The 23,581-nt window shown below is 63.2% G+C and carries 23 protein-coding genes; 6 read left to right on the top strand and 17 right to left on the bottom strand.

From position 1 onward, the window contains the following. Nucleotides 1–2: 2 nt before the first annotated feature. The 3 genes from AC0L2H_RS20620 to recO form a co-directional block, all read right to left on the bottom strand. Nucleotides 3–2,738 (bottom strand): DUF2339 domain-containing protein, encoded by a 2,736-nt coding sequence (locus AC0L2H_RS20620; protein WP_473591933.1) that lies wholly within the window; start codon nt 2,736–2,738, stop codon nt 3–5. Between the two features lie 186 nt (nt 2,739–2,924). Beyond that, nucleotides 2,925–3,632, bottom strand: a complete 708-nt coding sequence (locus tag AC0L2H_RS20615; protein WP_473591932.1) for a hypothetical protein — start codon at nt 3,630–3,632, stop codon at nt 2,925–2,927. A 69-nt stretch (nt 3,633–3,701) separates the two neighbouring features. Further along, nucleotides 3,702–4,478 (bottom strand): DNA repair protein RecO, encoded by a 777-nt coding sequence (recO, locus tag AC0L2H_RS20610; RefSeq protein ID WP_473591931.1) that lies wholly within the window; start codon nt 4,476–4,478, stop codon nt 3,702–3,704. A 264-nt stretch (nt 4,479–4,742) separates the two neighbouring features. Here recO and AC0L2H_RS20605 point away from each other — a divergent pair, with 264 nt between their 5' ends. Continuing rightward, complete coding sequence (locus tag AC0L2H_RS20605; RefSeq protein ID WP_473591930.1) at nt 4,743–5,546, top strand: CPBP family intramembrane glutamic endopeptidase; 804 nt, start codon at nt 4,743–4,745, stop codon at nt 5,544–5,546. Between the two features lie 135 nt (nt 5,547–5,681). Further along, nucleotides 5,682–7,187 (top strand): winged helix-turn-helix domain-containing tetratricopeptide repeat protein, encoded by a 1,506-nt coding sequence (locus tag AC0L2H_RS20600; protein WP_473591929.1) that lies wholly within the window; start codon nt 5,682–5,684, stop codon nt 7,185–7,187. A 17-nt stretch (nt 7,188–7,204) separates the two neighbouring features. Here AC0L2H_RS20600 and AC0L2H_RS20595 read toward each other — a convergent pair whose 3' ends face one another. The 10 genes from AC0L2H_RS20595 to rpoZ all read right to left on the bottom strand — a co-directional run bounded on the left by AC0L2H_RS20595 (nt 7,205) and on the right by rpoZ (nt 15,706). After that, on the bottom strand, nt 7,205–8,098 hold the full coding sequence (locus tag AC0L2H_RS20595) for an aminoglycoside phosphotransferase family protein (protein ID WP_473591928.1): 894 nt from the start codon (nt 8,096–8,098) through the stop codon (nt 7,205–7,207). A gap of 6 nt (nt 8,099–8,104) precedes the next feature. Further along, the gene (gene era, locus AC0L2H_RS20590; RefSeq protein ID WP_107652018.1) at nt 8,105–9,037 is read right to left on the bottom strand and encodes a GTPase Era; all 933 of its coding nucleotides are present in this window, start codon (nt 9,035–9,037) and stop codon (nt 8,105–8,107) included. After that, entirely contained in the window at nt 9,034–9,750 is a 717-nt protein-coding gene (gene rnc, locus AC0L2H_RS20585) for a ribonuclease III (protein ID WP_473592178.1), read from the bottom strand. The genes era and rnc overlap by 4 nt, the downstream gene beginning before the upstream one ends. Next, on the bottom strand, nt 9,750–10,499 hold the full coding sequence (gene lepB, locus AC0L2H_RS20580; protein ID WP_473591927.1) for a signal peptidase I: 750 nt from the start codon (nt 10,497–10,499) through the stop codon (nt 9,750–9,752). The genes rnc and lepB overlap by 1 nt, the downstream gene beginning before the upstream one ends. Before the next feature lie 77 nt (nt 10,500–10,576). Continuing rightward, entirely contained in the window at nt 10,577–10,990 is a 414-nt protein-coding gene (gene acpS / locus AC0L2H_RS20575; RefSeq protein ID WP_473591926.1) for a holo-ACP synthase, read from the bottom strand. Further along, the gene (locus tag AC0L2H_RS20570) at nt 10,987–11,559 is read right to left on the bottom strand and encodes a DUF2062 domain-containing protein (RefSeq protein ID WP_473591925.1); all 573 of its coding nucleotides are present in this window, start codon (nt 11,557–11,559) and stop codon (nt 10,987–10,989) included. The genes acpS and AC0L2H_RS20570 overlap by 4 nt, the downstream gene beginning before the upstream one ends. A gap of 263 nt (nt 11,560–11,822) precedes the next feature. Then, complete coding sequence (locus tag AC0L2H_RS20565; protein WP_473592177.1) at nt 11,823–12,203, bottom strand: VOC family protein; 381 nt, start codon at nt 12,201–12,203, stop codon at nt 11,823–11,825. 81 nt (nt 12,204–12,284) lie between these two features. Continuing rightward, a complete protein-coding gene (gene pyrE, locus AC0L2H_RS20560; RefSeq protein ID WP_473591924.1) occupies nt 12,285–12,863 on the bottom strand; it encodes an orotate phosphoribosyltransferase in 579 nt (192 codons plus the stop codon). 101 nt (nt 12,864–12,964) lie between these two features. Then, nucleotides 12,965–15,193 carry a RelA/SpoT family protein gene (locus AC0L2H_RS20555; protein ID WP_473591923.1) on the bottom strand — a complete coding sequence of 743 codons (2,229 nt, stop codon included), beginning with the start codon at nt 15,191–15,193 and terminating at the stop codon, nt 12,965–12,967. 111 nt (nt 15,194–15,304) lie between these two features. Further along, nucleotides 15,305–15,706, bottom strand: coding sequence for a DNA-directed RNA polymerase subunit omega (rpoZ, locus tag AC0L2H_RS20550; protein WP_473591922.1), 402 nt, complete (start codon nt 15,704–15,706; stop codon nt 15,305–15,307). Between the two features lie 316 nt (nt 15,707–16,022). Between rpoZ and AC0L2H_RS20545 the strand changes: the two genes are divergently transcribed. After that, a complete protein-coding gene (locus AC0L2H_RS20545; RefSeq protein WP_006331197.1) occupies nt 16,023–16,604 on the top strand; it encodes a LabA-like NYN domain-containing protein in 582 nt (193 codons plus the stop codon). Continuing rightward, the gene (locus AC0L2H_RS20540; RefSeq protein WP_473591921.1) at nt 16,601–17,290 is read left to right on the top strand and encodes a uracil-DNA glycosylase; all 690 of its coding nucleotides are present in this window, start codon (nt 16,601–16,603) and stop codon (nt 17,288–17,290) included. Before AC0L2H_RS20545 ends, AC0L2H_RS20540 begins: the two co-directional genes overlap by 4 nt. A 12-nt stretch (nt 17,291–17,302) precedes the next feature. On the opposite strand, the gene AC0L2H_RS20535 is transcribed toward AC0L2H_RS20540, so the two are convergent. Further along, entirely contained in the window at nt 17,303–18,316 is a 1,014-nt protein-coding gene (locus tag AC0L2H_RS20535; protein ID WP_473591920.1) for a zinc-binding alcohol dehydrogenase family protein, read from the bottom strand. 110 nt (nt 18,317–18,426) lie between these two features. Here AC0L2H_RS20535 and AC0L2H_RS20530 point away from each other — a divergent pair, with 110 nt between their 5' ends. After that, nucleotides 18,427–18,789, top strand: a complete 363-nt coding sequence (locus tag AC0L2H_RS20530; protein WP_107652009.1) for a winged helix-turn-helix transcriptional regulator — start codon at nt 18,427–18,429, stop codon at nt 18,787–18,789. A gap of 66 nt (nt 18,790–18,855) precedes the next feature. On the opposite strand, the gene AC0L2H_RS20525 is transcribed toward AC0L2H_RS20530, so the two are convergent. The 3 genes from AC0L2H_RS20525 to dapA are packed head-to-tail and all read right to left on the bottom strand — an operon-like array spanning nt 18,856 to nt 20,991. After that, on the bottom strand, nt 18,856–19,602 hold the full coding sequence (locus AC0L2H_RS20525; protein WP_473591919.1) for a glycoside hydrolase family 25 protein: 747 nt from the start codon (nt 19,600–19,602) through the stop codon (nt 18,856–18,858). A gap of 2 nt (nt 19,603–19,604) precedes the next feature. Next, nucleotides 19,605–20,084, bottom strand: a complete 480-nt coding sequence (smpB, locus tag AC0L2H_RS20520; RefSeq protein ID WP_006202221.1) for an SsrA-binding protein SmpB — start codon at nt 20,082–20,084, stop codon at nt 19,605–19,607. 25 nt (nt 20,085–20,109) lie between these two features. After that, nucleotides 20,110–20,991 carry a 4-hydroxy-tetrahydrodipicolinate synthase gene (dapA, locus tag AC0L2H_RS20515; protein WP_473591918.1) on the bottom strand — a complete coding sequence of 294 codons (882 nt, stop codon included), beginning with the start codon at nt 20,989–20,991 and terminating at the stop codon, nt 20,110–20,112. 433 nt (nt 20,992–21,424) lie between these two features. On the opposite strand from dapA, the gene AC0L2H_RS20510 reads away from it, so the two are divergent. Continuing rightward, nucleotides 21,425–23,455: a lytic transglycosylase domain-containing protein gene (locus tag AC0L2H_RS20510; RefSeq protein ID WP_473591917.1), complete on the top strand. Its 2,031-nt coding sequence runs from the start codon at nt 21,425–21,427 to the stop codon at nt 23,453–23,455. Nucleotides 23,456–23,581: the final 126 nt, after the last annotated feature.

The raw sequence follows: 23,581 nt of genomic DNA, 5'->3' as shown, positions 1-23,581 counted from the left end.
CCTTACGCTTCCTTAGGTTTCGCTGCCCTTGTCAGCAGCCGCTGGTAGAACAGGCCGATGCCGATCAGCACGGCGCCGAGGCCGATGAAGGACAGCGCTCGCAGCACGCCTTCCAGCTCCGACATGTCGAAGACGAAGACTTTGAGCACGGCAACCGAGATCAGCGCCGCGGATGCGATGCGCAGCACCTGCGATTTCAGCCGGACGCCAGCGGTAAGCAGCGCCACGCCGATGACCAGCCACAGCGCCGAATAGGTGTAGGTCTCGAGCTGGCCGAGGCCGCTCCACAGGCCGATGAACTCGCCCTTGAACAGCCGCCTGACCGACAGTGTCGCATAGGCGAAGGCGAGCACTGCCGCCACCACCGCCAGCATCGCGGCATACCATTTCGGCCGCTTGTCTCTGACGTAGAGGGCAAGCCCCCCGGCAGCGACCGCCGGCAGGAGATAGGCGAGGAACAGGAGATCGAACACCGGGATCCGACCGGTCGATTCGTCCGTGAACAGCGGGTTCAGCGCGAGAAAATGCTGGATGACGATGAAAGCGACCGAGACCACGCCCGCGGCAATCGAGCCGTAGCGCAGCACCGAGCTCGGCGAGCGCATGTCGATGGCGACCAGGACGGCGCCAGCGCCGAGGGCGATCAGCGTGTAGATCGCCTGCTCGGCGAGCGTGACCACACCGGTGTCGATGACACCGCCATGCATGGCGTGACGCACCAGCATGGCGATGGTCAGCAGCGCAAACAGCGCCGCCGCCGCTTCCATGGCGAGGCGCGGCCGGCCATCGGTAGTGCTGGCGAGCTGCCAGGCGGCGAAGCCGAAGGCGAGCGCCGGCACGCCATATCCCGGCAGCAGCCAGTTGAACACCGGCGTCGTCGACAGAAGTTGGGCGCCGACGATTGTCGGATCGAAGGCGACGCGAGCGAGCACGGCGATGACGGCACCGACCGAAATCCAGCCGAGCACCGGATAGGCGCGCCAGCGCGTGGCCAGCGCCGGCACGACGGCTGCGGCGCCCAGAAGAATGGTGGTCAAGCCGGACCCGCAAGCCATATGCAGCATCAGCAGACCGGCGACCGCCGCACCACCGAGCGCAAAGGACACAGCCGCGCCACCCTGCAGCGGAGGTTCCTCGCCTCGCGCGATCCACTCGCCGCCGGCGGCGAAGCCCGCGACCAGAAGGGCCGCTGCCGCCGCATAGACAAGATCGCGGTCGAGATTGCCGAAGGTGAACCAGAGCGCCAGCAGAATGACCAGTGGCGCAACGACGCCCCATGCCGCCCATGAAGCGGACCGCACCCAGGCAGTTGCCGCGAACCTGCGCGCGGCCCAGAAGCCCGCGCCGATGAAAACAAGCCCGAGACCGATGCCGATCCTGAGCATCAGCGGGTCGGATATCAGCGCCGGCTGGCCGTCGACGCCGACAGCGCCGCCTGAAAAATCGGCGGCAACCGAGGTCGGCGGAATGATGCCGAGATAGACCAGAACCGTCACCAGCCCGGCGGCGTGCAGGAGCGCCAGCGCCCGAGGCCGATAGAGCGCCGCCGCCACCAGGGCCGCGATCAGTGCTGCTCCAGCCAGGGCTCCACTGGCGGCAGCGTAAGCCGGGTCGACGAACAACGCCAAGGCCGAGAGACCGACGAAGAAACCAGGGGCGATCGAGGGCCAGTCGACGCCCTTGTCAGGTTCCGTTTCGCCACCGAGACGGCCGAGCCAAACGAAGGCAAGCACGGCCAGGGTGACGGCGTCGATGAACAGGATGACCGGCAGGTTGGCGCCCGGCGCATCGGTCATAAAGAGGACGACCCAGATACCGGTGCCGACAAAGGCGGCCGCCATCAACGCCTGCCAGTCGCGCATGCGGGCGATGATGGCGGTGGCGGCAAGCACGATCGCGAGATAGCCGAACAGCGCCCAGGCATTGGGCGCCTCGGAGGCAATCAGCATCGGCGTCACCATCGCGCCGAGCAAGCCTATGCCGGCCAGCGCCTGGCCGTGGACGAGAGCCGCGGCAATGGTCGCCACGCCGATGGCGCCGAGCAGCGTGAAGGCCAGTGCCGGGCCGATGAAGCCGTAGACGCCATGCGCGGCATAGACCGTGCCGAACAGGATGAACGCGCCGGCCGCAGTCAGGATCGCCGGAATATAGGCGCCGGCAGCGCCCTGCACCGGCAGCCTGAAGCCAGTGCGGCGGATGAACTCGCCGCCGCCGACCAGCACCAGCCCGAGCAATGCGGCCATGCCTAGCCGCACGCCTGGGCCGAAGATGCCGGCCTCGATGGTGTAGCGGATCAGGAACAGGCCACCCAGCGCCAGCGCGATGCCGCCGACCCAGACCGCCCAGCGGGTGCCGAGCGCCGTTTCGATGTCGGGTTTCTGAGCCGTTGCGGCGGCCGGCTCTGCCGGCGCGAACCCGGCCGGCGCCGTTTTGCCCGTGGTCCAGGGGCCGGATTCGACCTCGCCTATCTTAGCATTCGCCGATCGCTTTGGCGCAGCCTTGTCCTTCGGTGACGAAACAATATCGGCCACCGCTGCTGCCGCTGCGTCCGCCGGCTTGCTGTCGTTTGCGGCCGGTTCCACCGGCTTGTGCTGCGGCGGAGCCACAGGCGCGCCCGAAAGCACGAGGCTGCGCAGCGCGCCAAGCTCGCGCTCGATCAGGCCGATGCGACTCTGCTGGCGCGCAATGATGACAAACAGCGCGATAATGGCGACAAGGCCGATCAGGCTTTCGAACATGGCGGTTCCCCCAAACCAGACCAGTTTCACTGACACTCAAATACGGCCGTCAAGCGGCGGGCAATTACGGCCGCCAGGCGACGACCGGACACCACGGCCGCAAGGCGGCCGGGCAGATTCAACGGGCCGCCAGATTGGCCGCCGGAAAAATCGAGCATGTTTCGATGCCGAAAGCCAGCAGCTTGTCTATGCTCGGGGATCCGTCTGTCGAATGACCATATCGTTGCATACCTCGCGAAAGCGGTTGATGTGAGCGGCAACGATGTCGACTTTCGGCCCGGTGCCGGATTGTTGCAGCAGGAGCCAGTGAATAAAATATTCGGTGCCGGCAGCGAGGTATCTAGCAAGGTCAAAACTAAGTCCGACCAACCGATCTCGGTCGGGAAATGGCCCGACGAATGTCATTCGATTAGGTGATGTGAGGGCAATCGCATCAGGATCGACATGCGTGCCATGCGAGGTGAAATACTGGTAAGCTTCATTCCGCTTGTTCTCGGTAGAGCCATCAAGACGATTTAGAGCCTTGCGAAGCTCAAAGGCTGAAAACTCCTTCTTACGCAAGCCACGATCTCCTAGGCGCCACTCCTCAACTTTTTTTGGCTCACGGCGAAAAAGATCAATCAAAAAGCCAACCTCGATAAGGTCCCGGATCAGGGCCGCGGCTGGCTGATAGTATCCACTCATCACCGCGTCACCGGCAGCGCCTGCCGTGTTTATCAGCCTAATTGCCAGCCTCAGCACTGTTACATGGTCATCTGACTTCAGGTCCAAATCGCAGGACGCGCGAAGGACATCGATTGCCGCGTTGCCAAGTGCAACGTTCTCCATCGCCCACGCGCTTGCCTGCAACAGTTTACGGTTCCGCTCTATTGCACCGCTAGCATCGATCAGCATCGGCGTCTTTCCACGTGGGGATGCCGAGGCCGAGCGGCGAGACCCGGCCGGGATAGAGTTCCACTTCGCTCATCGGGTAATCTCTCCGGGAACGGCTTCTCCAACGACGGGCTTGCCGGGCGCATGGTGCTTGCGCAGCGCCGCAAGGAAGCCGGCGCGGGCGCCGGGCGGCTCGATGCCACGCGGTTCGTAGACATGGCGAGAAAAGAAGAAGCCGGTCAGCCGGAAAGCATCCTCGATCGCCGCCGGATCGGCGCGCAGGCCGGAGCCGCGCTGCAGGAAGGCGGGCAGCGGCAGCATCTTGTCGCGCCATGGCGCGCCGGCCTGGCGCGACACCGCGCGCCCGGATTTCGGCGAGACATAGGCAAGGTCCTGCCTGGCGCCGGTCGCCGCGCACTGGCTGAGATCGAGGCCGAAGCCGAGTTCATCGAGAACGAGCAGTTCGAAGCGCGCCACCAGTTCGCCGGCGGCATCGGCATCGTCGAGGTGGACGATCATCACGGCGAGCGTCTCGTAGAGGCCGCCATGAGCGTCGCGCTCGGGCAGCAGGCGCAGATGCGCGGCCATGGTCTGAAGCCCATAGACGGCGACGGCGCTATCCATCAGCCGGGCGGCATTCATCTCGATCGCCTCGGCCTGGAAGGTGCCGAGATGCTCGTCAAGCCGCGCCCGCCACAACAGGTCGACGCGGTTGCCGGGCTGGAGAACGGGCTGCTGCTTGCGCGAGCGGCCGCCGCGCACCAGGCCGAGGTGGCGGCCATGCGCGCGCGTCATCACCTCGAGGATGGCGCTGGTTTCGCCATGCTTGCGGGTGCCGAGGATGATTCCCTCATCGCGCCATTCCATGAACGGAGCTTGTCACCGCTTCGGTGGCGAAATCAAGATTTGGCTGAGCTTGACGCAGGAAATGCAATCGCCGACGGCGCCAACAATATCGGAAATTCATCAGAAACCGCTCGGGATTTTGAACGGCGCAGGTGCCAATAAGGACGGGTTGACCGACGCGGTCGACGCCTGCCGAAACCGTTCGGCTAGCTCAGTCCCAGACGCAAGTCGACCGATCGGGCAGCCGGCGACCTCTCATGACCCTGCCCGCCGCGAGGACCGGACATGACTTCCTTCCTGAACCTGGTGCGAAGGCATCAGCTGACCGCCTTCTTTTCGCTAGCGCTGGCCCTCACCTGGCTGGCCTTCATCCCATTCTATTTGTCGAGTGGCGACAGCATTCCCTGGTTTACCTTCGGGCCGATGGTTGCCGGCTTGATCGTTGCAGCACTTGCCGGCGGCTGGGCCTCGGTCAAGGCAATCCTCGCTTCGATGGTGAAATGGCGGGTCCATCCGTTTTGGTATCTGGTGGCGTTCGGCCTGCCGTTCGGAGCGCAACTGGCCTCGATCCTGATCAATCCGCTGTTTGGCGCGGCAGCACCCGCCTGGGGCAATATTCCTGCCTTCTTGCAGATACTGCCGATCGTTGCGCTGTATGCGGTTTTCAGCGGTCCGCTTGGCGAGGAGCCCGGCTGGCGCGGCTTTGCGACGCCACGTCTGCTGGCTGGTCACTCGGCGCTCGCCGGAGGCCTGATCCTCGGCGTGATCTGGGCGATCTGGCACTTCCCACTTGGTCTAGTCGGCGACCTCAGCCTCTATGGCACGATCAACGTTGTGCTGGCGGCAGTGGTGTTCACCTGGCTTTATCAGAACACCGGCAGCGTGCTTCTCGCCATACTAATGCACGCCACGCATCAGAACAGCGTGCGCTTCCTCGGCAAGGTGTTCACCGGCGGCGACTATGTGCAGCAGCAATGGATCGGGGTTGCGATCTGGGCGGCGATCGCAATTGCCATCGTGGCCTTCTACGGCAGCGAAAGTTTCGCCCGCAGGTCGCGAACCGAGATTGCCGCCGCCAGTGCAGTCTAGATTTGCAGATGATCGCGGCGCCCGTAGTCGGGGGTGCCGCGACCTTTCGTCGGAGTCCCAAAACAACAGAGGTCTTGACCCAGCCCGTCAGCCATAGCCCAATGCCGGCATGGCTTCCACGGAGTGGGCCTTTTGATGCCGGTCTCGATCGCCGATCAGGTATTTGAGTTCAGCGGTTTCACGCTCGACCTGGGCAAGGGCATGCTCAGCCGGGCCGATCAGCCGGCCTTCCTGCGGCCGAAGGCTTATGCATTGCTGACGCATCTCGCCCGCAACATCGGCCGCGTGGTGCCGAAATCGGAATTGATGGACACGGTGTGGCCCGGCGTTTTCGTCACCGAGGATTCGCTAACGCAGTCGATCCGCGAAATCCGCAAGGTGCTGGGCGGGGACTTGGTGCGAACAGTGTCGAAGCGGGGCTACATGCTGGTGCCCGAGACGGAAGCGGTGCCCGAAGCCGGTGCGCAGCCGATCGTGGCGGTGCTCAGATTTCGTAACGACGGCACCGGTCCTGCTGACGAAGCGATCGTCGATGGCTTTGCTGAAGACATTATCAATGGCCTGGCGCGCTTTGGCACGATAACGGTCCTGGCGCGCAATTCGAGCTTTTCGTTTGCCTCCCACTCGCCCGCGGAGTGGCCGGCGATCCGCTCGCGCATCGGCGCCGAATATCTCGTCGAGGGGTCGGTGCGACGGGAGGCAAATGGCTTCGTCGTTGCGGTCAACCTAGTCGATGCCACCAGTGCGACCCAGCTCTGGGGCGATCGATACCAGGTCGAGGGCGCCGGGCTGCTCGCCATTCAGCAGGATATTGTCGAGGAGATCGTCGGTCGGCTGGTGGTGCGGGTGAACAATGCCGGCCTGCAGCGCGCCTCCCGTCGGCCGGTTACCAGCCTTGCCGCCTATGAGTTGGTGCTGCGCGGTGTCGCCCTGTTGCGCGACCCGGCGCAAAGCGATCTGAAAGGAGCGGCGGCGTTCTTCGAGGCAGCGATCGTCAAGGATCCGGCCTACGGCCTCGCCTACACCTATCTGGCACTATCGCGTGTGCTGCACAGCGAGTTCGGGCCCACCTGCGAGGCCGATCTTGAGGGAGCCCGCGATCTTGCAGACCGCGGCATTGCACTGTCGCCCGACCAGGCGACTGCGCATCGCATCCAGTCGCTGGTGCGGCTCAACATGCGCGACCATGAGGCAGCCGAGCATCATTTGCGAATCGCGCTCGAACTCAATCCAAATGATGCCGATTGTATCGAGCAGATGGGACATCTGCTGACGATGCGCGGCCGACCGCTCGATGGCCTCGCCTGGCTAGCGCGCGCCATTCGCATCAACCCGCTCCATCCGCACTGGTATCAATACGACCGCGCGCTCGCGCTCTATATGCTTGGCGAATACCTGCCAGCTGCCGAGGCGCTGGAACTGGCAACTCGGCCAACACCGTGGATCAGGACACGACTTGCCGCCTGCTACGCGCAGCTTGGCAAGATGGAGGCGGCGAGGCGCCAGGCCGCGTTCATCAACGCCGACGGATCCGGTTTTTCGCCGATCGACTATGCGAGGACAGGCGTTCCGTTCGAAAATCCGTCCGACGTGGAGCACCTTGTCAGCGGCGTGCTGCTTGCACTCGGACAGCGTGGATAGGCCAATTTGCGGCGGCATCACGTCCCGCGCGCGTGGTCGCCAAGCACCTCGTCGATCACATGTCGGGACTTTTCAGTTTCGACCGGATTGACGTCGATGTGTCCGGCGAGCGTGATCAGCGCCTTCCACAGCGTCCAGCCGCGGCCACGCGCCCACATGGCTTCATCGGCAGGAAGACCGGCGCGAAAGGCATCCCGGCTCTTGCCTTCGAACAGCGTCCACGCAATCGCCAGATCGCATGAGGGATCACCCACGCCCGACGTGCCGAAGTCGATCACGGCGCTCAGCCGGCCGTGCCTCACCAGCAGGTTTCCCCAACTGACGTCGCCATGGAACCAGACGGGAGCGGCATGCCACGTCGCGGCAAGGGCTGCCTCCCAGACCGCATTCGCGGCCTCGGTGTCGATCCTGCCGTCGAGGGCGGCAATGGCTTGTTTGGTTTCGCCATCGTAGACGCTGAGCGGTCCGCCGCGAAAAAAGTTGTGCTGCCCGGGCGGCGGCCCGCCGGTGGGATCGATCCGTTGCAAGGCGACCAGGAACTTGGCCAGGCTTGCTGCGAATTGCGACAGGCTGGCGATACGCTCCCGCCTTGCCGTCTCACCGTTGATCCAGCGATAGATCGACCAATGCCAGGGATAGCTCTCGGCCGGGATCCCCATCGCCAGGGGCACCGGGATCGGCAGCGGCAGCAGCGGCGCCAGCCTTGGCAACCAGCGATGCTCTTTTTCGACTTGCAGGGAATAAGCGGCAGCGCTCGGCAGCCGCACGAGCATCTCGTCGCCGAGGTGAAAAGTCCTGTTGTCCCAGCCGCCTGGTTCAACCGGCCTGACCGCAAGGTGCTTCCACCGGGGGAATTGGGTGGCGACCAGTCGGCTGACGAGAGCTGTATCGATATTCAGCTTGCCGTCCATGGAACCCTAATGCGGAAACTCCAGCCCCATCTCGCGATAGCGCTCGGGGTCGTCGCCCCAGTTCTCGCGCACCTTGACGAACAGGAAGAGGTGCACCTTCTGTTCGAGGATGCCTGCTATCTCCATGCGCGCCGCCTGGCCTATGGCGCGAATGGTCTCGCCCTTGTGGCCGAGCACGATCTTCTTCTGGCTGTCGCGCTCGACATAGATGACCTGCTCGATGCGCACCGAGCCGTCCTTCTTTTCTTCCCATTTCTCGGTTTCGACATGCGAGGAATAGGGCAGTTCCTGGTGCAGCCTGAGATACAGCTTCTCGCGGGTGATCTCGGCGGCGAGCTGGCGCATCGGCAGGTCGGAGATCTGGTCCTCCGGATAATACCAGGGGCCGGCCGGCAGGGCTTGTGCGAGATAGTCGAGCAAATCCTTGCAGCCGGAGCCGGTCAGCGCCGAAACCATGAAGGTGCGCTTGAAGGGCACTTTTTCATTCGCTGCCGCGGACAGGGCCAAAAGCGCCTCGGGTCTGACCCGGTCGACCTTGTTGAGGATCAGCACCATTGGCTGGCGGACGTCCTTCAGCCGTTCGAGGATGGCCTCGGCATCGCCCCTGATGCCGCGTTCGGCATCGATCAGCAGCAGCACGACATCGGCATCCTTGGCGCCGCCCCAGGCTGTGGTCACCATCGCCGTGTCCAGCCGCCGCTTCGGCTTGAAGATACCGGGCGTGTCGACGAAGACGATTTGCGCATTCTCATGCGTGGCGATGCCGCGCACGATCGCGCGGGTGGTCTGCACCTTGTGGGTGACGATCGACACCTTGGCGCCGACCAGTTGATTGACCAGCGTCGATTTTCCGGCATTGGGCGCGCCGATCAGCGCGACGAAACCCGAACGGGTAGCGGCGGCTTCCGCAGGCGGGGCGGCGTCTTCGGTGGCGGTCATACCGCACCCCCTTGGTTAGGCCAGACACCTTCGCGAAGCAGGAATGCCGAGGCCGCCGCTTCTTCGGCAGCCCTGCGCGAACCGCCTGTGCCGCTTGACGGCGCAAAACCGTCAACCCGTACCGAAACCGTGAAAACGGGCTGGTGGTCCGGCCCTTCGCGGTTTTGGATCACATATTCAGGACGGGCATCGCTGGTTTTGGCAACCCATTCCTGCAATTCGGATTTGGGATTGGGTGGCTTGACGACCACCATGCTGGAGCGCGGCTCCCAGTAACGCAGGACGAAACGTCGAGCAGCATCGATGCCGCCATCGACGTAAATCGCCGCAATCAGGGCTTCTACCGCATCGGCGAGATAATTGCCGCCCGAGCCCCGCGACCGCGACTTCAAGGCAGCGTCGGCGCGGACCAGATCTTCCAGCTCCATTTCAATGCCGATGTCGGAGCATGTGCGCGAATCGACCAGTGCGTTGAAGCGCGGCGCGATTTCTCCTTCAGGAGCGTCGGGAAACTGCTGAAAAAGCATGTCGGCGACGATGAGGCCAAGCACCCGATCGCCGAGAAACTCCAGACGCTCATTGTTCCTGACCGCCTTGACTGCGCTGGAATGGGTCAGCGCGGTCTCGAGCAGCCGCATGTCCCTGAATGCATGCCCTGTCCTGGCCTCCACCGCACCAGCCAATGTTTCGCCAGTCGGGCGTTTCAAAGCCATCAGTTGACGAAGTGGAACAGGCGCGACGCCCGCATCTGCGACGGCCACTTCCAGATTTCGAGCGGGCTGGCGCCGCCGGCGATCGAGAAGAAGATGATATTGGCGCGGCCGACCAAATTCTCGTCCGGCACGAAACCGACAGTGAAGCGGCTGTCGGCGGAGTTGTCGCGGTTGTCGCCCATCATGAAATAGTGACCGGGCGGCACATCGAATTCCTTGGTATTGTCGCCGATCGAATTCGGCGTCAGGTCGAGCGTGTCATAGCTGACGCCGTTCGGCAGGGTCTCGCGATAGACGTCGACCGGTCCGTTTTCCTCGGTGATATCGCGATTGTCGATCTGTCCGACCTTCTGGCGCGGCACGCCCACGCCGTTGATGAAGAGCTGGCCGTCCTTGACCTGGATCTTGTCGCCCGGCAGGCCGACGACGCGCTTGATGTAGTCGACGGAAGGATCCGGCGGGAACTTGAACACCACCACGTCGCCGCGCTTGGGCTCGGCGCCCCAGATGCGGCCCGAAAAGATATCAGGCCCGAACGGCAGCGAATACCGGGAAAAGCCGTAGGACCATTTGGTGACGAAGAGATAGTCGCCCTCCAGCAATGTCGGCCGCATCGACCCGGAGGGGATCGAGAACGGCTGGAACAGGAGCGTGCGGATGACCAGCGCGAGCAAAAGCGCCTGGACGATGACGCTGACGGTTTCGCCAAGCCCGCCGGATTTCTTCTGGGATTTTTCAGCCACGCTCATGTCGTCCTCGATTGTGCGTTGGTTGGTATAGAGTCTCGGCGCGCGCTGGGCAACGTCATGCCGGTGGTCAGATGCAATCAATGTGGCGCTTCTTCGACCGGCAACGCCTCGATGATCACAAAGGCTTGAGCAAGCGGAAATTCGTCGGTGATGGTGAGGTGGATTGCCGCTGTGTGCCCCGCAGGGAGGATTTTGGCCAGCCGATCGGCAGCCCCGCCGGTCAGCGCCATGGTCGGCTTGCCACTGGCGAGGTTGACGACGCCCATGTCGCGCCAGAACACGCCTTGCGCGATGCCGCTGCCCAGCGCCTTGGCGCACGCCTCCTTGGCGGCAAAGCGCTTGGCGTAAGAGGCCGCACGAGCGCCGCGGTTTTCGGAACGGGCCTGTTCGACCTCGGTGTAGATGCGCTGGATGAAGCGCTGGCCATGGCGTTCCAGCGATTTTTCGATGCGTCTGATATCGATCAGGTCGCTGCCGATGCCGATAATCATTCCGCGGGAACTTCCCGCCCGGTCCTGCCGGCTCTCTCGGCCAGGCGCTTGCGCCGCTGCTCGCGGAAGGTGGCCATGCCCCAGCGCGTGATGCCGTAGAACACAAGCCCGAAGGTCAGGCCAAGCGGCACCGCGCCGATCGTCATCGGCTTCAGTATCGGTCCCCACAATTGCGAAAAGGCAAGGTTGTGCAGCATGTCGCCGAGATGCGTGGGCGGCCCGTGCGCCGGCAGGCGCTCATGCAGGATCAGCTTGCCGGTCTCCCAGGAGGCGCCCCACAACAGCGGGAAGGTCAGCGGATTGCCAAGTGCGGTACCGAGTGCCGCCGCCACCAGATTGCCTGCTATCACCCATGAGACTGCAAAAGCGATGATGAAGTGAAAGCCGAGCGGAAAGAACGAGGCGAAAACGCCCGCCGCGACGCCGGCCGCCACGGCATGCGGAGTGGCTTTCAGCCGCAGGATGCGCTTGGAAAAATACCGCAGCGAGCGCGAAAACGAGCGGCGCGGCCACAGATAGGTACGCACGCGCTCGAGAACACCATCAGGCTTGCGGCGTCGAAAAAGCACTCTGTTCCAGTTCCCGGTTCACCACGCTCGACCATCGCGGGCCAAGGGCTCGACGTCCACATCTTGCGCTTTGCGGTCATCGAAAGGCAACAACGACTTTGATATAGCGATACTGCGGCCGCCGAACAACCGAAGCTGCGTGCGGCCCCTTGTCTGCACCGGTGTTGTCTGTGCCGGCGCTTCGCCGCTTCGAGGATGGTACAATCGCGGCGGATTTGAGGAGGCGCAGTCGCCGTGGAAATCAGCAGACAATCCGTGGCGATCTACAATCCATAGTCGCTGACCTCGACCAGATTGCCGTCCGGGTCGCGGAAATAGAGCGACATCATCGGACCACGGGCACCGATTCGCTCAACCGGCCCCACTTCGATGGCAACGTTGTTGGCGGCGAGGCTGGCACGGATTTCGGCAAGCGGCCTTGCGGCGACCAGGCAGAAATCGCCTGAACCCGGCGTCGACGCCTTGGCCTTCGGCTCGAAGGTGCGCCCGACCTCATGCAGATTGATCTTTTGTAATCCAAACAGCAGCGCCGTCGGCCGGTTCGGCTCGTCGTGGCGCTTCATGCCAAGCACACGCTGGTAGAAGTCACAGGCGTCGTCCACCGAGCGAACCGTCAGCACGAAATGGTCGATCCCGGCGATCACGACGGCGCCGCGGTCGGCGCGCACCGCTCCCGAAGAGATTCAAGCGACGCGCTCAAGTGCTTGTTTTCATGCATGGCGGCATCAGATATTGCGGCTGCCGGGCTTGACGGCCGCTATGGCGGCGAGTTCGGGCGGCAGCCTGTCGGCCGGATAGGCTGGAACCTCATATTCGGCGAGCGCGATCAGCGGCACGCCGACATCGGTCTTGCCAGCCGAGCGGTCGATGATGCAGGCGGCGGCAACGACCTCGGCGCCGAGCGCACGCAGGCAGTCGATGGTCTCGCGGATAGACAGGCCGGTGGTGACGATGTCCTCGACGATGACGACGCGCGACCCCTTGGCGATCTCGAAGCGGCGGAGCCTGAACTCGCCCCCTTCCCGCTCGACCCAGATTGCCGGCGCGCCAAGATGGCGCGAGGTTTCATAGGCCGGGATCAGCCCGCCGATCGCCGGACCGACGACATAGTCGATCGGGCCTGGCACGGCGGCGCGGATCTTTTCGGCCAGCGCCTTGCACAGGCGCTCGGTCTTGTCGGCATGCATGAAGACGCGGGCCTTCTGCAGGAAGACCGGGCTCCGCAACCCCGACGTCAGGATGAAATGCCCTTCGAGAACGGCGCCGGCTTCGCGGAAAATGCCCAGCACTTCATCGGTGTTCATTGCTCGCTCCATGTCCATGGCGAATGGTGAATGGTGAATGGTGAATGGGTGAATAGTGAGTAGTGAACGCGTCTCTTCTTTCACTATTCACTATTCACTATTCACCCATTCACGCGCCTTGCATCGCTGACGCTCGAATTTTCCTTGAGCTGCGACAGCAGCCGGTTCAGGTGTTTTAAATCCCAGACTTCGAGATCGATCAGCATTTCGGTGAAATCGGGCGCCGTGCGCACCATCGACAAGGTATGGATGTTGGCGTCATTCGAGGCAACGACCTGGGCGATGTCGGCCAGCGAACCCGGCGCATTGATGGCGGTGACCGAGACGCGTGCGGGAAACCGCTCCTTGGTGCGCTCGTCTATGTCCCAGCGCACATCGATCCAGCGCTCGGGCTGGTCGTCGAAGGCCTGCAGTGCCGGCGACTGGATCGGGTAGATGGTGATGCCGGTTCCCGGCTGGATGATGCCGACGATGCGGTCGCCGGGCACGGCGCCTTCCGGCGCGAAGCGCACCGGCAGGTCGCCGCGCACACCGCGAATCGGCACGGCGCCGTCGCGCGGCTGGTTCTTGTCCTTGCGCGCGGCGCGGCCGGGGATCTGGAACAGCATGCCGGCGGCGTTGCGGATCTTCGACCAGCCCTCCTCGCGCTGCTTGGGTGCTGCCAGCGTCACGCGTTCGTCCTTGTAGTCCGGGAATACCGCCTTCATGACATCGGTGGAGGCAAGCTCGCCACGGCCGACCGAGGCCAGCACATCCTCGATGTCCTTGCGCGCCAGCCGGTGCAGCACCGACTTCAAGCTTTCCTTGGTGAAGGTCTTGCCGGACCGTTCAAAGGCGCGTTCGAGAATGCGGATACCGAGACCCGAATACTGCTTGCGAATGGCATTCTTGGTGGCGCGGCGGATCGCCGAGCGCGCCTTGCCGGTGACGACGACCGATTCCCAGGCCGCCGGCGGCACCTGCGCCTTGGAGCGGATGATCTCGACCTCGTCGCCGTTCTTCAGTTCGGTCATCAACGGCATGATGCGGCCATTGACCTTGGCGCCGACGCAGGTGTCGCCGACATCGGTGTGCACGGCATAGGCGAAGTCGATCGGCGTGGCGCCTCGCGGCAGCGCGATCAGCATGCCCTTGGGGGTGAAGCAGAACACCTGGTCCTGGAACAGCTCCAGCTTGGTGTTTTCGAGGAAGTCCTCGGGATTGTCGCCTTCGGCAAGCTGCTCGATGGTGCGCCGCAGCCAGGCATAGGCGTTGGTCTCCTTCGAGATCGCATGGACGGTTCCGTTCACCTTGCCGCCGGTATCCTTGTAGATCGAATGCGCGGCAACGCCGTATTCGGCGATCTTGTTCATCTGCTGGGTACGGATCTGCAACTCGACACGCTGGCGCGACGGCCCGACGATGGTGGTGTGGATCGAGCGATAGTCGTTCTGCTTCGGCGTCGAGATGTAATCCTTGAAGCGGCCGGGCACCATCGACCAGGTGATGTGAATAGCGCCGAGCGCCCGATAGCAGTCTTCGACCGTCTCGACGACGACGCGGAAGCCGAAGATGTCGGAGAGCTGCTCGAAAGACAGCGCCTTGGCCTCCATCTTGCGAAACACCGACCACGGCTTCTTCTGGCGGCTCTTGACCTCGGCCTTGATCGCGTATTTGTCGAACAGCGTGGACAGCGACTTCTCGATCTCGGACAGCACCCCCTTGTTGCGCTCGAAGATTTCGGCGAGCCGCGCGGTGACGGCGCGATAGGCTTCCGGATTGATGAAGCGGAAGGCGATCTCCTCCAGCTCCTCGCGCATGCCTTGCATGCCCATGCGCCCGGCCAGCGGCGCGTAGATATCCATCGTCTCCTCGGCGATGCGCAGGCGCTTGGCCTCCGGCACATGGTCGAGGGTACGCATATTGTGCAAACGGTCGGCGAGCTTGACCAGAAGCACGCGCACATCTTCCGAGATCGCCAGCAGGAGCTTGCGCAGGTTTTCCGCCTGCTCGGCCTTTTTGGAGACGAGATCGAGCTTCTTCAGCTTGGTCAGGCCCTCGACCAGCTTGCCCATTTCCGGGCCGAACAGCTCGTCGATCTCGGCCCGCGTCGCGGTGGTATCCTCGATCGTGTCGTGCAGCAGGGCAACCGCAATGGTCGCCTCGTCCATGTGCATTTCGGTGAGGATGGCGGCGACTTCGAGCGGATGCGAGAAATAGGGATCGCCGGAGGCGCGCTTCTGGTGGCCATGCTTCTGCATGGCATAGACATAGGCCTTGTTGAGCAACGCCTCGTTGACGTCAGGCTTGTAGCGCTGGACGCGCTCGACAAGCTCATACTGACGCATCATGGGCGGGATCTCGCGGTGCTGAAATGAATCATGCGCCGCACTGGAATGCGGCGCATGTCATAGATAGCCACGAAACTGCCGATACGAAAGTGTCGGCAGCTATGCCAAGGATCAATAGTCGTCGCTTTTTTCCGGCGGCACCAGGCCTTCTATGCCCGCCAGCAGGTCTTCCTCGGTCATGCGGTCGAAAGCGATGTTGTCCTCGGCGTCGTCGGCGTCGGTCGCTGCAACGGCAGTACCGGTCTGGTCGGCGATGGCCTCGCCGTCGGCTTCCGGCTCATCGACCTCGACATGCTTCTGCAGCGAGTGGATCAGATCTTCCTTGAGGTCGTCGGGCGACAGCGTCTCGTCCGCGATCTCGCGCAGCGCGATGACCGGGTTCTTGTCGTTGTCGCGAGGAACGGTGATCGGCGCGCCCTGGCTGATCTGACGGGCGCGATGACCGGCGAGCAGCACCAGCTCGAAGCGGTTGTCGACCTTGTCGATGCAATCTTCAACGGTTACGCGGGCCATGGATTGCCCCTTTCATGCGATGGATTTGATGGAAAACAGGCGCGGTCCATAACCCGAACGCCGCCAAAATACAAGCTTCACGGCAATATGGGGCCGGGCTGGGCCAATACCGGGATTCAACACCGTGATTCGGGGCGCCGACAGCGAGCGACGATCCGGCGTCCGATCACAATTGCTTGCAGTACAGCACCGCACCCTTGGATTGCCGCAAAACTGGCGTTATCTCGAACGATGAGAGGTCAGCCGGTTTATTAAGGGCGGACCGATAGTCACTCACGCATTTAGACGACCGTTTATTTCGAAAAAGGATATTTCCATGTTCGATCCTCGTGAGAAAATCGCCCTTTTCATCGACGGCGCCAATCTCTACGCCACGTCTCGCGCGCTCGGCTTCGACATCGATTACCGCAAGCTTTTGTCGAGCTTCCAGAAGCGCGGCTACCTGCTGCGCGCCTACTATTACACGGCGCTGGTCGAGGATCAGGAATATTCCTCGATCCGGCCGCTGATCGACTGGCTCGACTATAATGGCTTCAAGGTGGTGACCAAGCCGGCCAAGGAATTCACCGACTCGACCGGCCGCCGCAAGATCAAGGGCAATATGGACATCGAACTGACGGTCGATGCACTGGAGCTCGCCGATGTCGTCGACCACTATGTCATCTTTTCCGGCGATGGCGATTTCCGCACGCTGGTCGAGGCGCTGCAGCGGCGCGGCCGCAAGGTGTCGATCGTCTCGACCATGGCCTCGCAGCCGCCGATGATCTCCGACGATCTGCGCCGCCAGGCCGACCATTTCATCGATCTGATGACGCTGAAGAACGATGTGGGCCGCGATCCGTCCGAAAGGCCGGTGCGCCGGCCCGAGCCGGCCGAAGTCGACGAGGACGACTTTTGACGGCGGTGGCCTTGACCGCTGCGGCCCCTGCCCCCTTGGTCGCCTCCCCGGAACCCGACCGCAATTGCCCGCTTTGCCCGCGGCTGCATGATTTCATTGCCGAATGGCGGCGCCGCGAACCATCCTGGTTCAACGCGCCGGTGCCGACTTTCCTGCCGTCCGGGGGCGAGGATGCGGTGCGGCTTTTGATCGTCGGGCTGGCGCCCGGCCTGCGCGGCGCCAACCGAACCGGGCGCCCCTTCACCGGCGACTATGCCGGCGACCTGCTCTACGGCACGCTGATCGCGCACGGTCTGGCGCGCGGCGAATTCAAGGCGCGGCCCGACGACGGGCTGGAGCTTGTCCAGACGGCGATCACCAATGCGGTGCGGTGCGTGCCGCCGGAGAACAAGCCCGTGGGTGCGGAGATTGCCACCTGCCGGACGTTCCTGGTGCCGACGATTGCGCGGTTTCCCAATCTGCGCGCCGTGCTGGCGCTGGGCTCGATCGCCCACCAGTCGACCGTGCGGGCGCTGGGCGGGCGTGTCGCCGCCCATCCCTTCAAGCACGGCGGACAGCAGCAAATCGGCGGCATTGCGCTATTTTCCAGCTATCACTGCTCACGCTACAACACCAATACCGGTGTTTTGACCGAAGCGATGTTCGTCAATGTGTTCAGGGAGATAGCGGCGTTTCTGCAGGCCTAGAGTCGAACGCTGTCAGAAGCCTTCCAGCACGATCTTGCCCTTGGCCTTGCCGGTCTCGATCAGCGCATGGGCGCGCTTCAGATTGGCGGCATTGATACGACCGAACGTCTCGCTCAATGTGGTGCGGATAGTGCCGGCGTCGACAAGCCGTGCCAATTCGTTCAGATACTCGCCCTGCGCGGCCATGTCCTGCGTCTCGAACAGCGAGCGGGTGAACATCAGTTCCCAATGGACCGAAACGCTCTTGCGCTTGAACGGATTGATGTCGAGCGTCTGGGGGTCGTCGATCAACCCGAAACGGCCCTGCGGTGCGATCAATTCGGCGATTTCGGTCAGGTGTTTGTCAGTGTTGGTCGTAGAGAACACGAAGGCCGGTGCGCCGGTGCCGAGGGCTGCGACTTCTGCAGCGAGCGGCCTGGAATGATTGACGACGTGATGGGCACCAAGCCCAAGCACCCAGTCACGTGTTTCAGGCCTCGATGCGGTGGCGATCACGGTCAGATCGGTCAGCTGTCGCGCAAGCTGGACCGCAATTGAACCGACGCCGCCTGCACCGCCGATGATCACGATGGCATTCGCGGCGCCTACGACCGGCTTCTTCACGTCAAGGCGATCGAACAGCGCCTCAAAGGCGGTAATTGCCGTCAGCGGTAACGCCGCCGCCGGCGCATAGTCAAGCGAGCCGGGCTTGCGGCCGACAAGGCGCTCATCGACGAGGTGGAACTCGGCATTGGTGCCTTGCGGCGCCAGCGCACCGGAATAGAAGACGTCGTCTCCGGGCTTGAACAGGTTGGCATCCGGACCCGTGGCGACGACCCGGCCGGCGGCGTCCCAACCAAGCACGCGCCAGCTTCCGGCTTCGGGTTTGGCGCTTTTCCGAATCTTGGTGTCGACCGGATTGACCGAGATCGCCTTCACCTCGACCAGCAGTTGACGGCCTTTCGGCTCTGGTTTGGGCAAGTCGATATCGACGAGAGACGACCCATCGGTAATGGGAGCTGGGATTTGATAGCCGACGGCGCGCATTCTGATCTCCGCGATTGCTGTTGAGCGTTGTCTAGGACACAGATGCGGATTATGTGCGTCAAGCGCAAGAATGCACATATAATGCACATAGTGTCGAAAAGGATACCGTCATGCCGCGCATTCGCCATGAGCGATTCGATTGCAGCCCCGGCTGCACCGTGGAGGGCACGCTCCGCTACATCGACGGGAAGTGGAAAGGCGTCGTGCTCTATCATCTGTTCGAAGGCACGCTGCGCTTCAACGAGATACGTCGACGCATTCCGAACTGCACGCAGCGCATGCTGACCAACCAGCTTCGCGAGTTGGAAGCCGATAGGCTCATCGCCCGCAAAGTCTATGCCGAGGTGCCGCCGAAGGTGGAATACAGCCTGACGCCGCGCGGCAGGAGCCTGGAGCCGGTAATCACAGCGCTCAAGGCCTGGGGCGATGCGAATGTGATGCTCGGCCCGCAGGCGTCACAAGCCGCGGCGTGAGCAAAGGATTCCAGTCACCCTGCGCTACAATCGGCGTTTCGACAGCAGAGATGTTCCTCAACCTGTTCAAGGAGATCGCGGCGTTTCTGCAGGAATAGAACCGGAAAGCGTCGCGGCAAACAGCTCGGCCAATTTCTCCGGTCCACCCTGCAAAACATTCAGGTCGACGTCGCCGACGATGCCGTTAACACGGCCTTTGTCGTGGTACTGCCAGTAGATCCAGTTGTCGTGGCTTGGCCGCAGCGCCAGCGAACGGCGCCAGTGCGGGCGGCCGGCGATCTGTTCGGCATAGATCCTGGCGGCCTCGTCCGTCACATAGACGATCGCTGTCTTGCCGAACGCTGCCTCGACCGGGCCGAGAAACGCCGAGAGCTCGGCCTGCAACTGCTCGGGCGACGGCCGCTGCGGACAATTGCCGCCGAATTCGACGTCCACCACCGGCGGCAATAGAGGCTGATCGCGCGGCACAATGGAGATGAAATTCCTCGCCTGATCGGCACCCGGCCGGCAGAAGGTGAAGAAATGATAGGCGCCGACGGCAAGGCCGGCAGCCCTGGCCTCACTCAGATTGGTGGCGAAGGCGTCATCGACATGGTCGCCGCCTTCGGTTGCCTTGATGACGGCGAAGGCGACATCGTCGGCGGCAACACGTTGCCAGTCGATCTTGCCCTGATGGTGGGAAACGTCGATGCCCCTGACCGGAAATCTGTCACGGTCCGGCGAGAACGTATGGAAATAGAAAAGGCCGCCGGCCGCGACGAGACCCGCAAAAACCAGGCCAGCCGTGCCCCAGAGGAGGATCCGGCTCTTCAAGCTTAGCCACGCTCTTTTAGAAGCCGGCCCTTCTCACGCGACCAGTCGCGCTGTTTCTCGGTCTCGCGCTTGTCATGCAGCTTCTTGCCGCGGCCGACGGCGAGCAAGAGCTTGGCGCGCCCCTGGTCGTTGAAATAGATTTTCAGCGGCACCAGCGTCATGCCTTCGCGGTCGACGCTCTGTGACAGTTTCGCCATCTCGCGCTTGTTGAGCAAGAGCTTGCGGCGGCGGCGCGGCTCGTGGTTGAAGCGGTTGGCCTGCAGATATTCCGGCAGATAGGAATTGATCAGCCAGATCTCGCCGCCTTCGACCGAGGCGTAGCTGTCCTGGATGTTGGCCTGGCCCTGGCGCAGCGACTTGACCTCGGTGCCGGTCAGCACCAGGCCGGCCTCGATCGTGTCGAGCACCTCATAGGAAAACCGCGCCTTGCGGTTTTCCGCAACGGTCTTGTTGTTGGGATCGGCTTTTCTGACTTGATTCATGATGTGGAGAGGTGGCGCCTCATCCCTAGTTAATCAAGCCGGCGTGCTTCATCGCCGCATCGATCTTCTCGGCGGTCGAGGCCTCGACCGTCATCAGCGGCAAACGCAGCACATTCTCGACCTTGCCGAGCTTCGACAGCGCGTATTTCGCGCCGGACACGCCGGGCTCGAGGAAGATCGCCTTGTGCAGCGGCAGCAGGCGGTCCTGCAAATCCAGCGCCTTGGCGCTGTCGCCGGAAAGCGTCGCCTCCTGGAATTCGGCGCAGAGCCTGGGCGCGACATTCGACGTCACCGAGATGCAGCCGACGCCGCCATGCGCATTGAAGCCGAGCGCCGAGGCATCCTCACCCGAAAGCTGGATGAAATCCTTGCCGCAGGTGGCGCGCTGCTCGGAAACCCGCTCGACCTTGCCGGTGGCGTCCTTGACGCCAACGATATTCTTGAAGTCGTGGGCCAGCCGGCCCATCGTCTCGGGCGTCATGTCGACCACCGAACGTGGCGGGATGTTGTAGATGATGATCGGTAGCTTCGTCGCCTTCGCGACAGCGGCGAAATGCGCATAGAGACCGCGCTGCGTCGGCCTGTTGTAGTAGGGCGTGACGACGAGTACCGCGTCGGCGCCGGCCGTCTCGGCATACTGGACCAGACCGACCGCCTCTTCGGTGTTGTTGGAGCCGGCGCCTGCAACGACGGGAACACGGCCCTTGGCCACCTCGATGCAGACTTTGACGACTTGGCGATGCTCGTCATGCGACAGCGTCGGCGACTCGCCTGTCGTGCCAACCGGGACGAGGCCCGTGGTGCCCTCGCCGAGCTGCCATTCGATGAATGCACGAAAGGCTTTCTCGTCGAAACGGCCGCTCTTTTCGAACGGTGTCACGAGCGCGGTGAGCGAGCCTCTCAGCATGTCGTCCAACTCCTTGGAACTTCTCTGAGCCTGTTTGGAAATTCTACTTTGGCGGTCATCTGATGGCGTTTTCTGCGCTTCCGGTGCTCACGGACCCAAATGTCCGCTGCGCTCCGGTTCTCGAAACCACCACCATATGACTCGCCAGAGCGAATTTCGAAACAATCTCTTGGTCTGTCGTGCGCGCCTTCTAGCCGAAAGCGAAGCGGCGCACCATAGTCTCGACATTGTTGCGCGGCAAGCATGGCGTCAATGCATGTCACCCCAAAAGTGGAAACCGGTTTGGGGAATAGCAAAATGCATAAGCAAGAACCCGCAAGCGCAATTTGAACGACCTCGATAAGCTTTTGTTTACGTGCTCTTCATCACGGGCGACTAGGCTTCAGAACATCTGTGCCTTTTGGTCCGTGCAAGGACAGGAATGACGCGAACCATGCCGACCGGACGGCCTCACCTTTTCGCTCTGCTTGGCGTCGCTGCCATGCTGGTGCCGGGCGTGGCCGTCGGCAGCAATGTCGATGTGCAGGTCACGTCGGCCATCCCGATGCCGAGCCTGCAAGACAGGCCAGATTCCTCGCCATCGGCCGGTATCGCCAGGTTGAAGAGCGGCCTCGATGCGCTGGCTGCCAGCGACATTGCCCGTGCGCGCCAGGTGCGCGAGGGCCTGCCGGCCCATTCGCTCGACCGGCATATCCTTGCCTGGGCGATCGCGCTCTATGGTGGTGACCAGGTGCCGAGCGGCGACATTGCCGATGCCGCCAGGATGCTGCCGGCCTGGCCAGGCACGATGGCCTTGCGCGAAAACAGCGAGCGCGCGCTCTACCGCGAGAACCCCGCCCCGCAAGTCGTGGTCCAGGCCTTTGGCGGCAGCCAGCCGCGGACGCCAGAGGGCGTGATGATCCTGGCACGCTCCTACGTGGCGCTGGGCAACGCCAAGGCGGCGCGCTCGGTGCTCTCGCCGTTCTGGCGCACTGAAAAGCTCGAAGCCAGGGACGAAGCCAATATCATCAGGGAGTTCGGCAAGCTCATCCCGACCGCCGACCATCGTTTCCGCATGGAGCGCATGTTCTATGCCGACCGGGTCAATTCGGCGCTGCGGGTCGCCGGTCTCGCCGGCGCTGAGCCGCTGGCCGACGCCTGGGCGGCGGTATCCAGGGGCGACAAGAACGCCGCCAAACTGCTGAAGGCGGTGCCGACGGCGCAGCGCGCTGGCGGCTATCTCTTTGCCGAGGCCGAATATCTGCGCAAGCAGGAGAAGTTTTCCGATGCCGCTGCGGTTGTGATGCGGGCGCCCGCCGACCGCGGCGCGCTGGTCGACCCGGACGCCTGGTGGGTCGAGCGCCGGGTGCTGTCGCGCGAGCTGGTCGACCAGGGCGACATGAAGACCGCTTACAAGATCGTCGCGGCGCATGCCGCCGAAAGCGCCACAAACGCGGCGGAAGCGGAGTTCCATGCCGGCTGGTACGCGCTGCGCGGCCTCAACGACCCCGACACCGCCGCCAAGCATTTTGCGCGGATCGCGGATCTCGCCCAGGGGCCGATGTCGCTGTCGCGCGCCTATTACTGGCTCGGCCGCGCCGCCGAAGCTGGCGGCCCCGGCAGCGCCAAGGACTATTTCACCCGCGCCGCCACATACGGCACCACCTTCTACGGCCAGCTCGCCGGCGAGCGGGTCGGCCGGCAGGTGCTCAATATCACCTATCCCTCGCCTGATAACACCGACCGCCGCAATTTCGCCGGCCGCGAGGCCGTCAGCGCCATCAAGCGGCTGCAGGAGGCAGGTTACGAGCGCTATGCCGACACGCTTTACCGCGACCTTGCCGGGCAATTGACCAGTCCGGGAGAACTGGCGCTGCTCGCCGTGATGGCGGAAAAGCAGGGCAATCATTTCCTGGCGCTGAAAGTCGGCAAGATCGCCGGGGCGCGCGGCATCGACGTCGGCGCGCTGTCGCATCCGCTCGGCGTCATTCCCGATACCGCCAACATTTCCGGCTCCGGCAAGGCGCTGGCCTATGCGATCGCCCGCCAGGAAAGCGAATTCAACATCGGCGCGGTGTCCAGCGCCGGTGCGCGCGGGCTCTTGCAGCTCATGCCGGGGACCGCCAAACAATTGGCGAAGAAGGCCGGCATGACTTTCTCGCAGGCGCGGCTGACCACCGATGCCGGCTACAATGCGACGCTGGGCGCCGCCTTCCTCGGCGAACAGCTCGGCCGCTTCAACGGCTCTTACGTGCTGACCTTTGCCGGCTACAATGCCGGCCCCAACCGCGCCGCCCAATGGGTGGCAAAGTATGGCGACCCGCGCGGCAAGGACGTGGATGCCGTCGTCGACTGGATCGAACGGATTCCCTACACGGAAACAAGAAGTTACGTCCAGCGCGTGATGGAGAACTACGAGGTCTACAAGATGCGTATTTCCGGCCAATACGATATCGTCGGAGATCTGGTGAACGGGCGGGGGTGAGGCACGTTCGGGAAGCGACCGCGCCGAAGCTGCCAATCTCCCCCTTGCGGGCAGGGGAATCGCATATGGCGATTTTGGGGTTGAGTTTAGACAGAGAAAGGATTCTTTGGAGAGGCAGTTGAGCGA

This window comes from Mesorhizobium sp. WSM4871 (assembly GCF_055811295.1).
The sequence above is the reverse complement of the archived record's forward strand: the minus strand, read 5'-3'. Positions and strand labels throughout refer to the sequence as shown.

What these genes read in the sequence shown, in the direction of transcription:
- AC0L2H_RS20620 (WP_473591933.1), bottom strand. Translation starts at nt 2,738, where the DNA reads ATGTTCGAAAGCCTGATCGGCCTTGTCGCCATTATCGCGCTGTTTGTC.
- AC0L2H_RS20615 (WP_473591932.1), bottom strand. Translation starts at nt 3,632, where the DNA reads ATGCTGATCGATGCTAGCGGTGCAATAGAGCGGAACCGTAAACTGTTG.
- recO (WP_473591931.1), bottom strand. Translation starts at nt 4,478, where the DNA reads ATGGAATGGCGCGATGAGGGAATCATCCTCGGCACCCGCAAGCATGGC.
- AC0L2H_RS20605 (WP_473591930.1), top strand. Translation starts at nt 4,743, where the DNA reads ATGACTTCCTTCCTGAACCTGGTGCGAAGGCATCAGCTGACCGCCTTC.
- AC0L2H_RS20600 (WP_473591929.1), top strand. Translation starts at nt 5,682, where the DNA reads ATGCCGGTCTCGATCGCCGATCAGGTATTTGAGTTCAGCGGTTTCACG.
- AC0L2H_RS20595 (WP_473591928.1), bottom strand. Translation starts at nt 8,098, where the DNA reads ATGGACGGCAAGCTGAATATCGATACAGCTCTCGTCAGCCGACTGGTC.
- era (WP_107652018.1), bottom strand. Translation starts at nt 9,037, where the DNA reads ATGACCGCCACCGAAGACGCCGCCCCGCCTGCGGAAGCCGCCGCTACC.
- rnc (WP_473592178.1), bottom strand. Translation starts at nt 9,750, where the DNA reads ATGGCTTTGAAACGCCCGACTGGCGAAACATTGGCTGGTGCGGTGGAG.
- lepB (WP_473591927.1), bottom strand. Translation starts at nt 10,499, where the DNA reads ATGAGCGTGGCTGAAAAATCCCAGAAGAAATCCGGCGGGCTTGGCGAA.
- acpS (WP_473591926.1), bottom strand. Translation starts at nt 10,990, where the DNA reads ATGATTATCGGCATCGGCAGCGACCTGATCGATATCAGACGCATCGAA.
- pyrE (WP_473591924.1), bottom strand. Translation starts at nt 12,863, where the DNA reads ATGAACACCGATGAAGTGCTGGGCATTTTCCGCGAAGCCGGCGCCGTT.
- AC0L2H_RS20555 (WP_473591923.1), bottom strand. Translation starts at nt 15,193, where the DNA reads ATGATGCGTCAGTATGAGCTTGTCGAGCGCGTCCAGCGCTACAAGCCT.
- rpoZ (WP_473591922.1), bottom strand. Translation starts at nt 15,706, where the DNA reads ATGGCCCGCGTAACCGTTGAAGATTGCATCGACAAGGTCGACAACCGC.
- AC0L2H_RS20545 (WP_006331197.1), top strand. Translation starts at nt 16,023, where the DNA reads ATGTTCGATCCTCGTGAGAAAATCGCCCTTTTCATCGACGGCGCCAAT.
- AC0L2H_RS20535 (WP_473591920.1), bottom strand. Translation starts at nt 18,316, where the DNA reads ATGCGCGCCGTCGGCTATCAAATCCCAGCTCCCATTACCGATGGGTCG.
- AC0L2H_RS20530 (WP_107652009.1), top strand. Translation starts at nt 18,427, where the DNA reads ATGCCGCGCATTCGCCATGAGCGATTCGATTGCAGCCCCGGCTGCACC.
- smpB (WP_006202221.1), bottom strand. Translation starts at nt 20,084, where the DNA reads ATGAATCAAGTCAGAAAAGCCGATCCCAACAACAAGACCGTTGCGGAA.
- dapA (WP_473591918.1), bottom strand. Translation starts at nt 20,991, where the DNA reads ATGCTGAGAGGCTCGCTCACCGCGCTCGTGACACCGTTCGAAAAGAGC.
- AC0L2H_RS20510 (WP_473591917.1), top strand. Translation starts at nt 21,425, where the DNA reads ATGCCGACCGGACGGCCTCACCTTTTCGCTCTGCTTGGCGTCGCTGCC.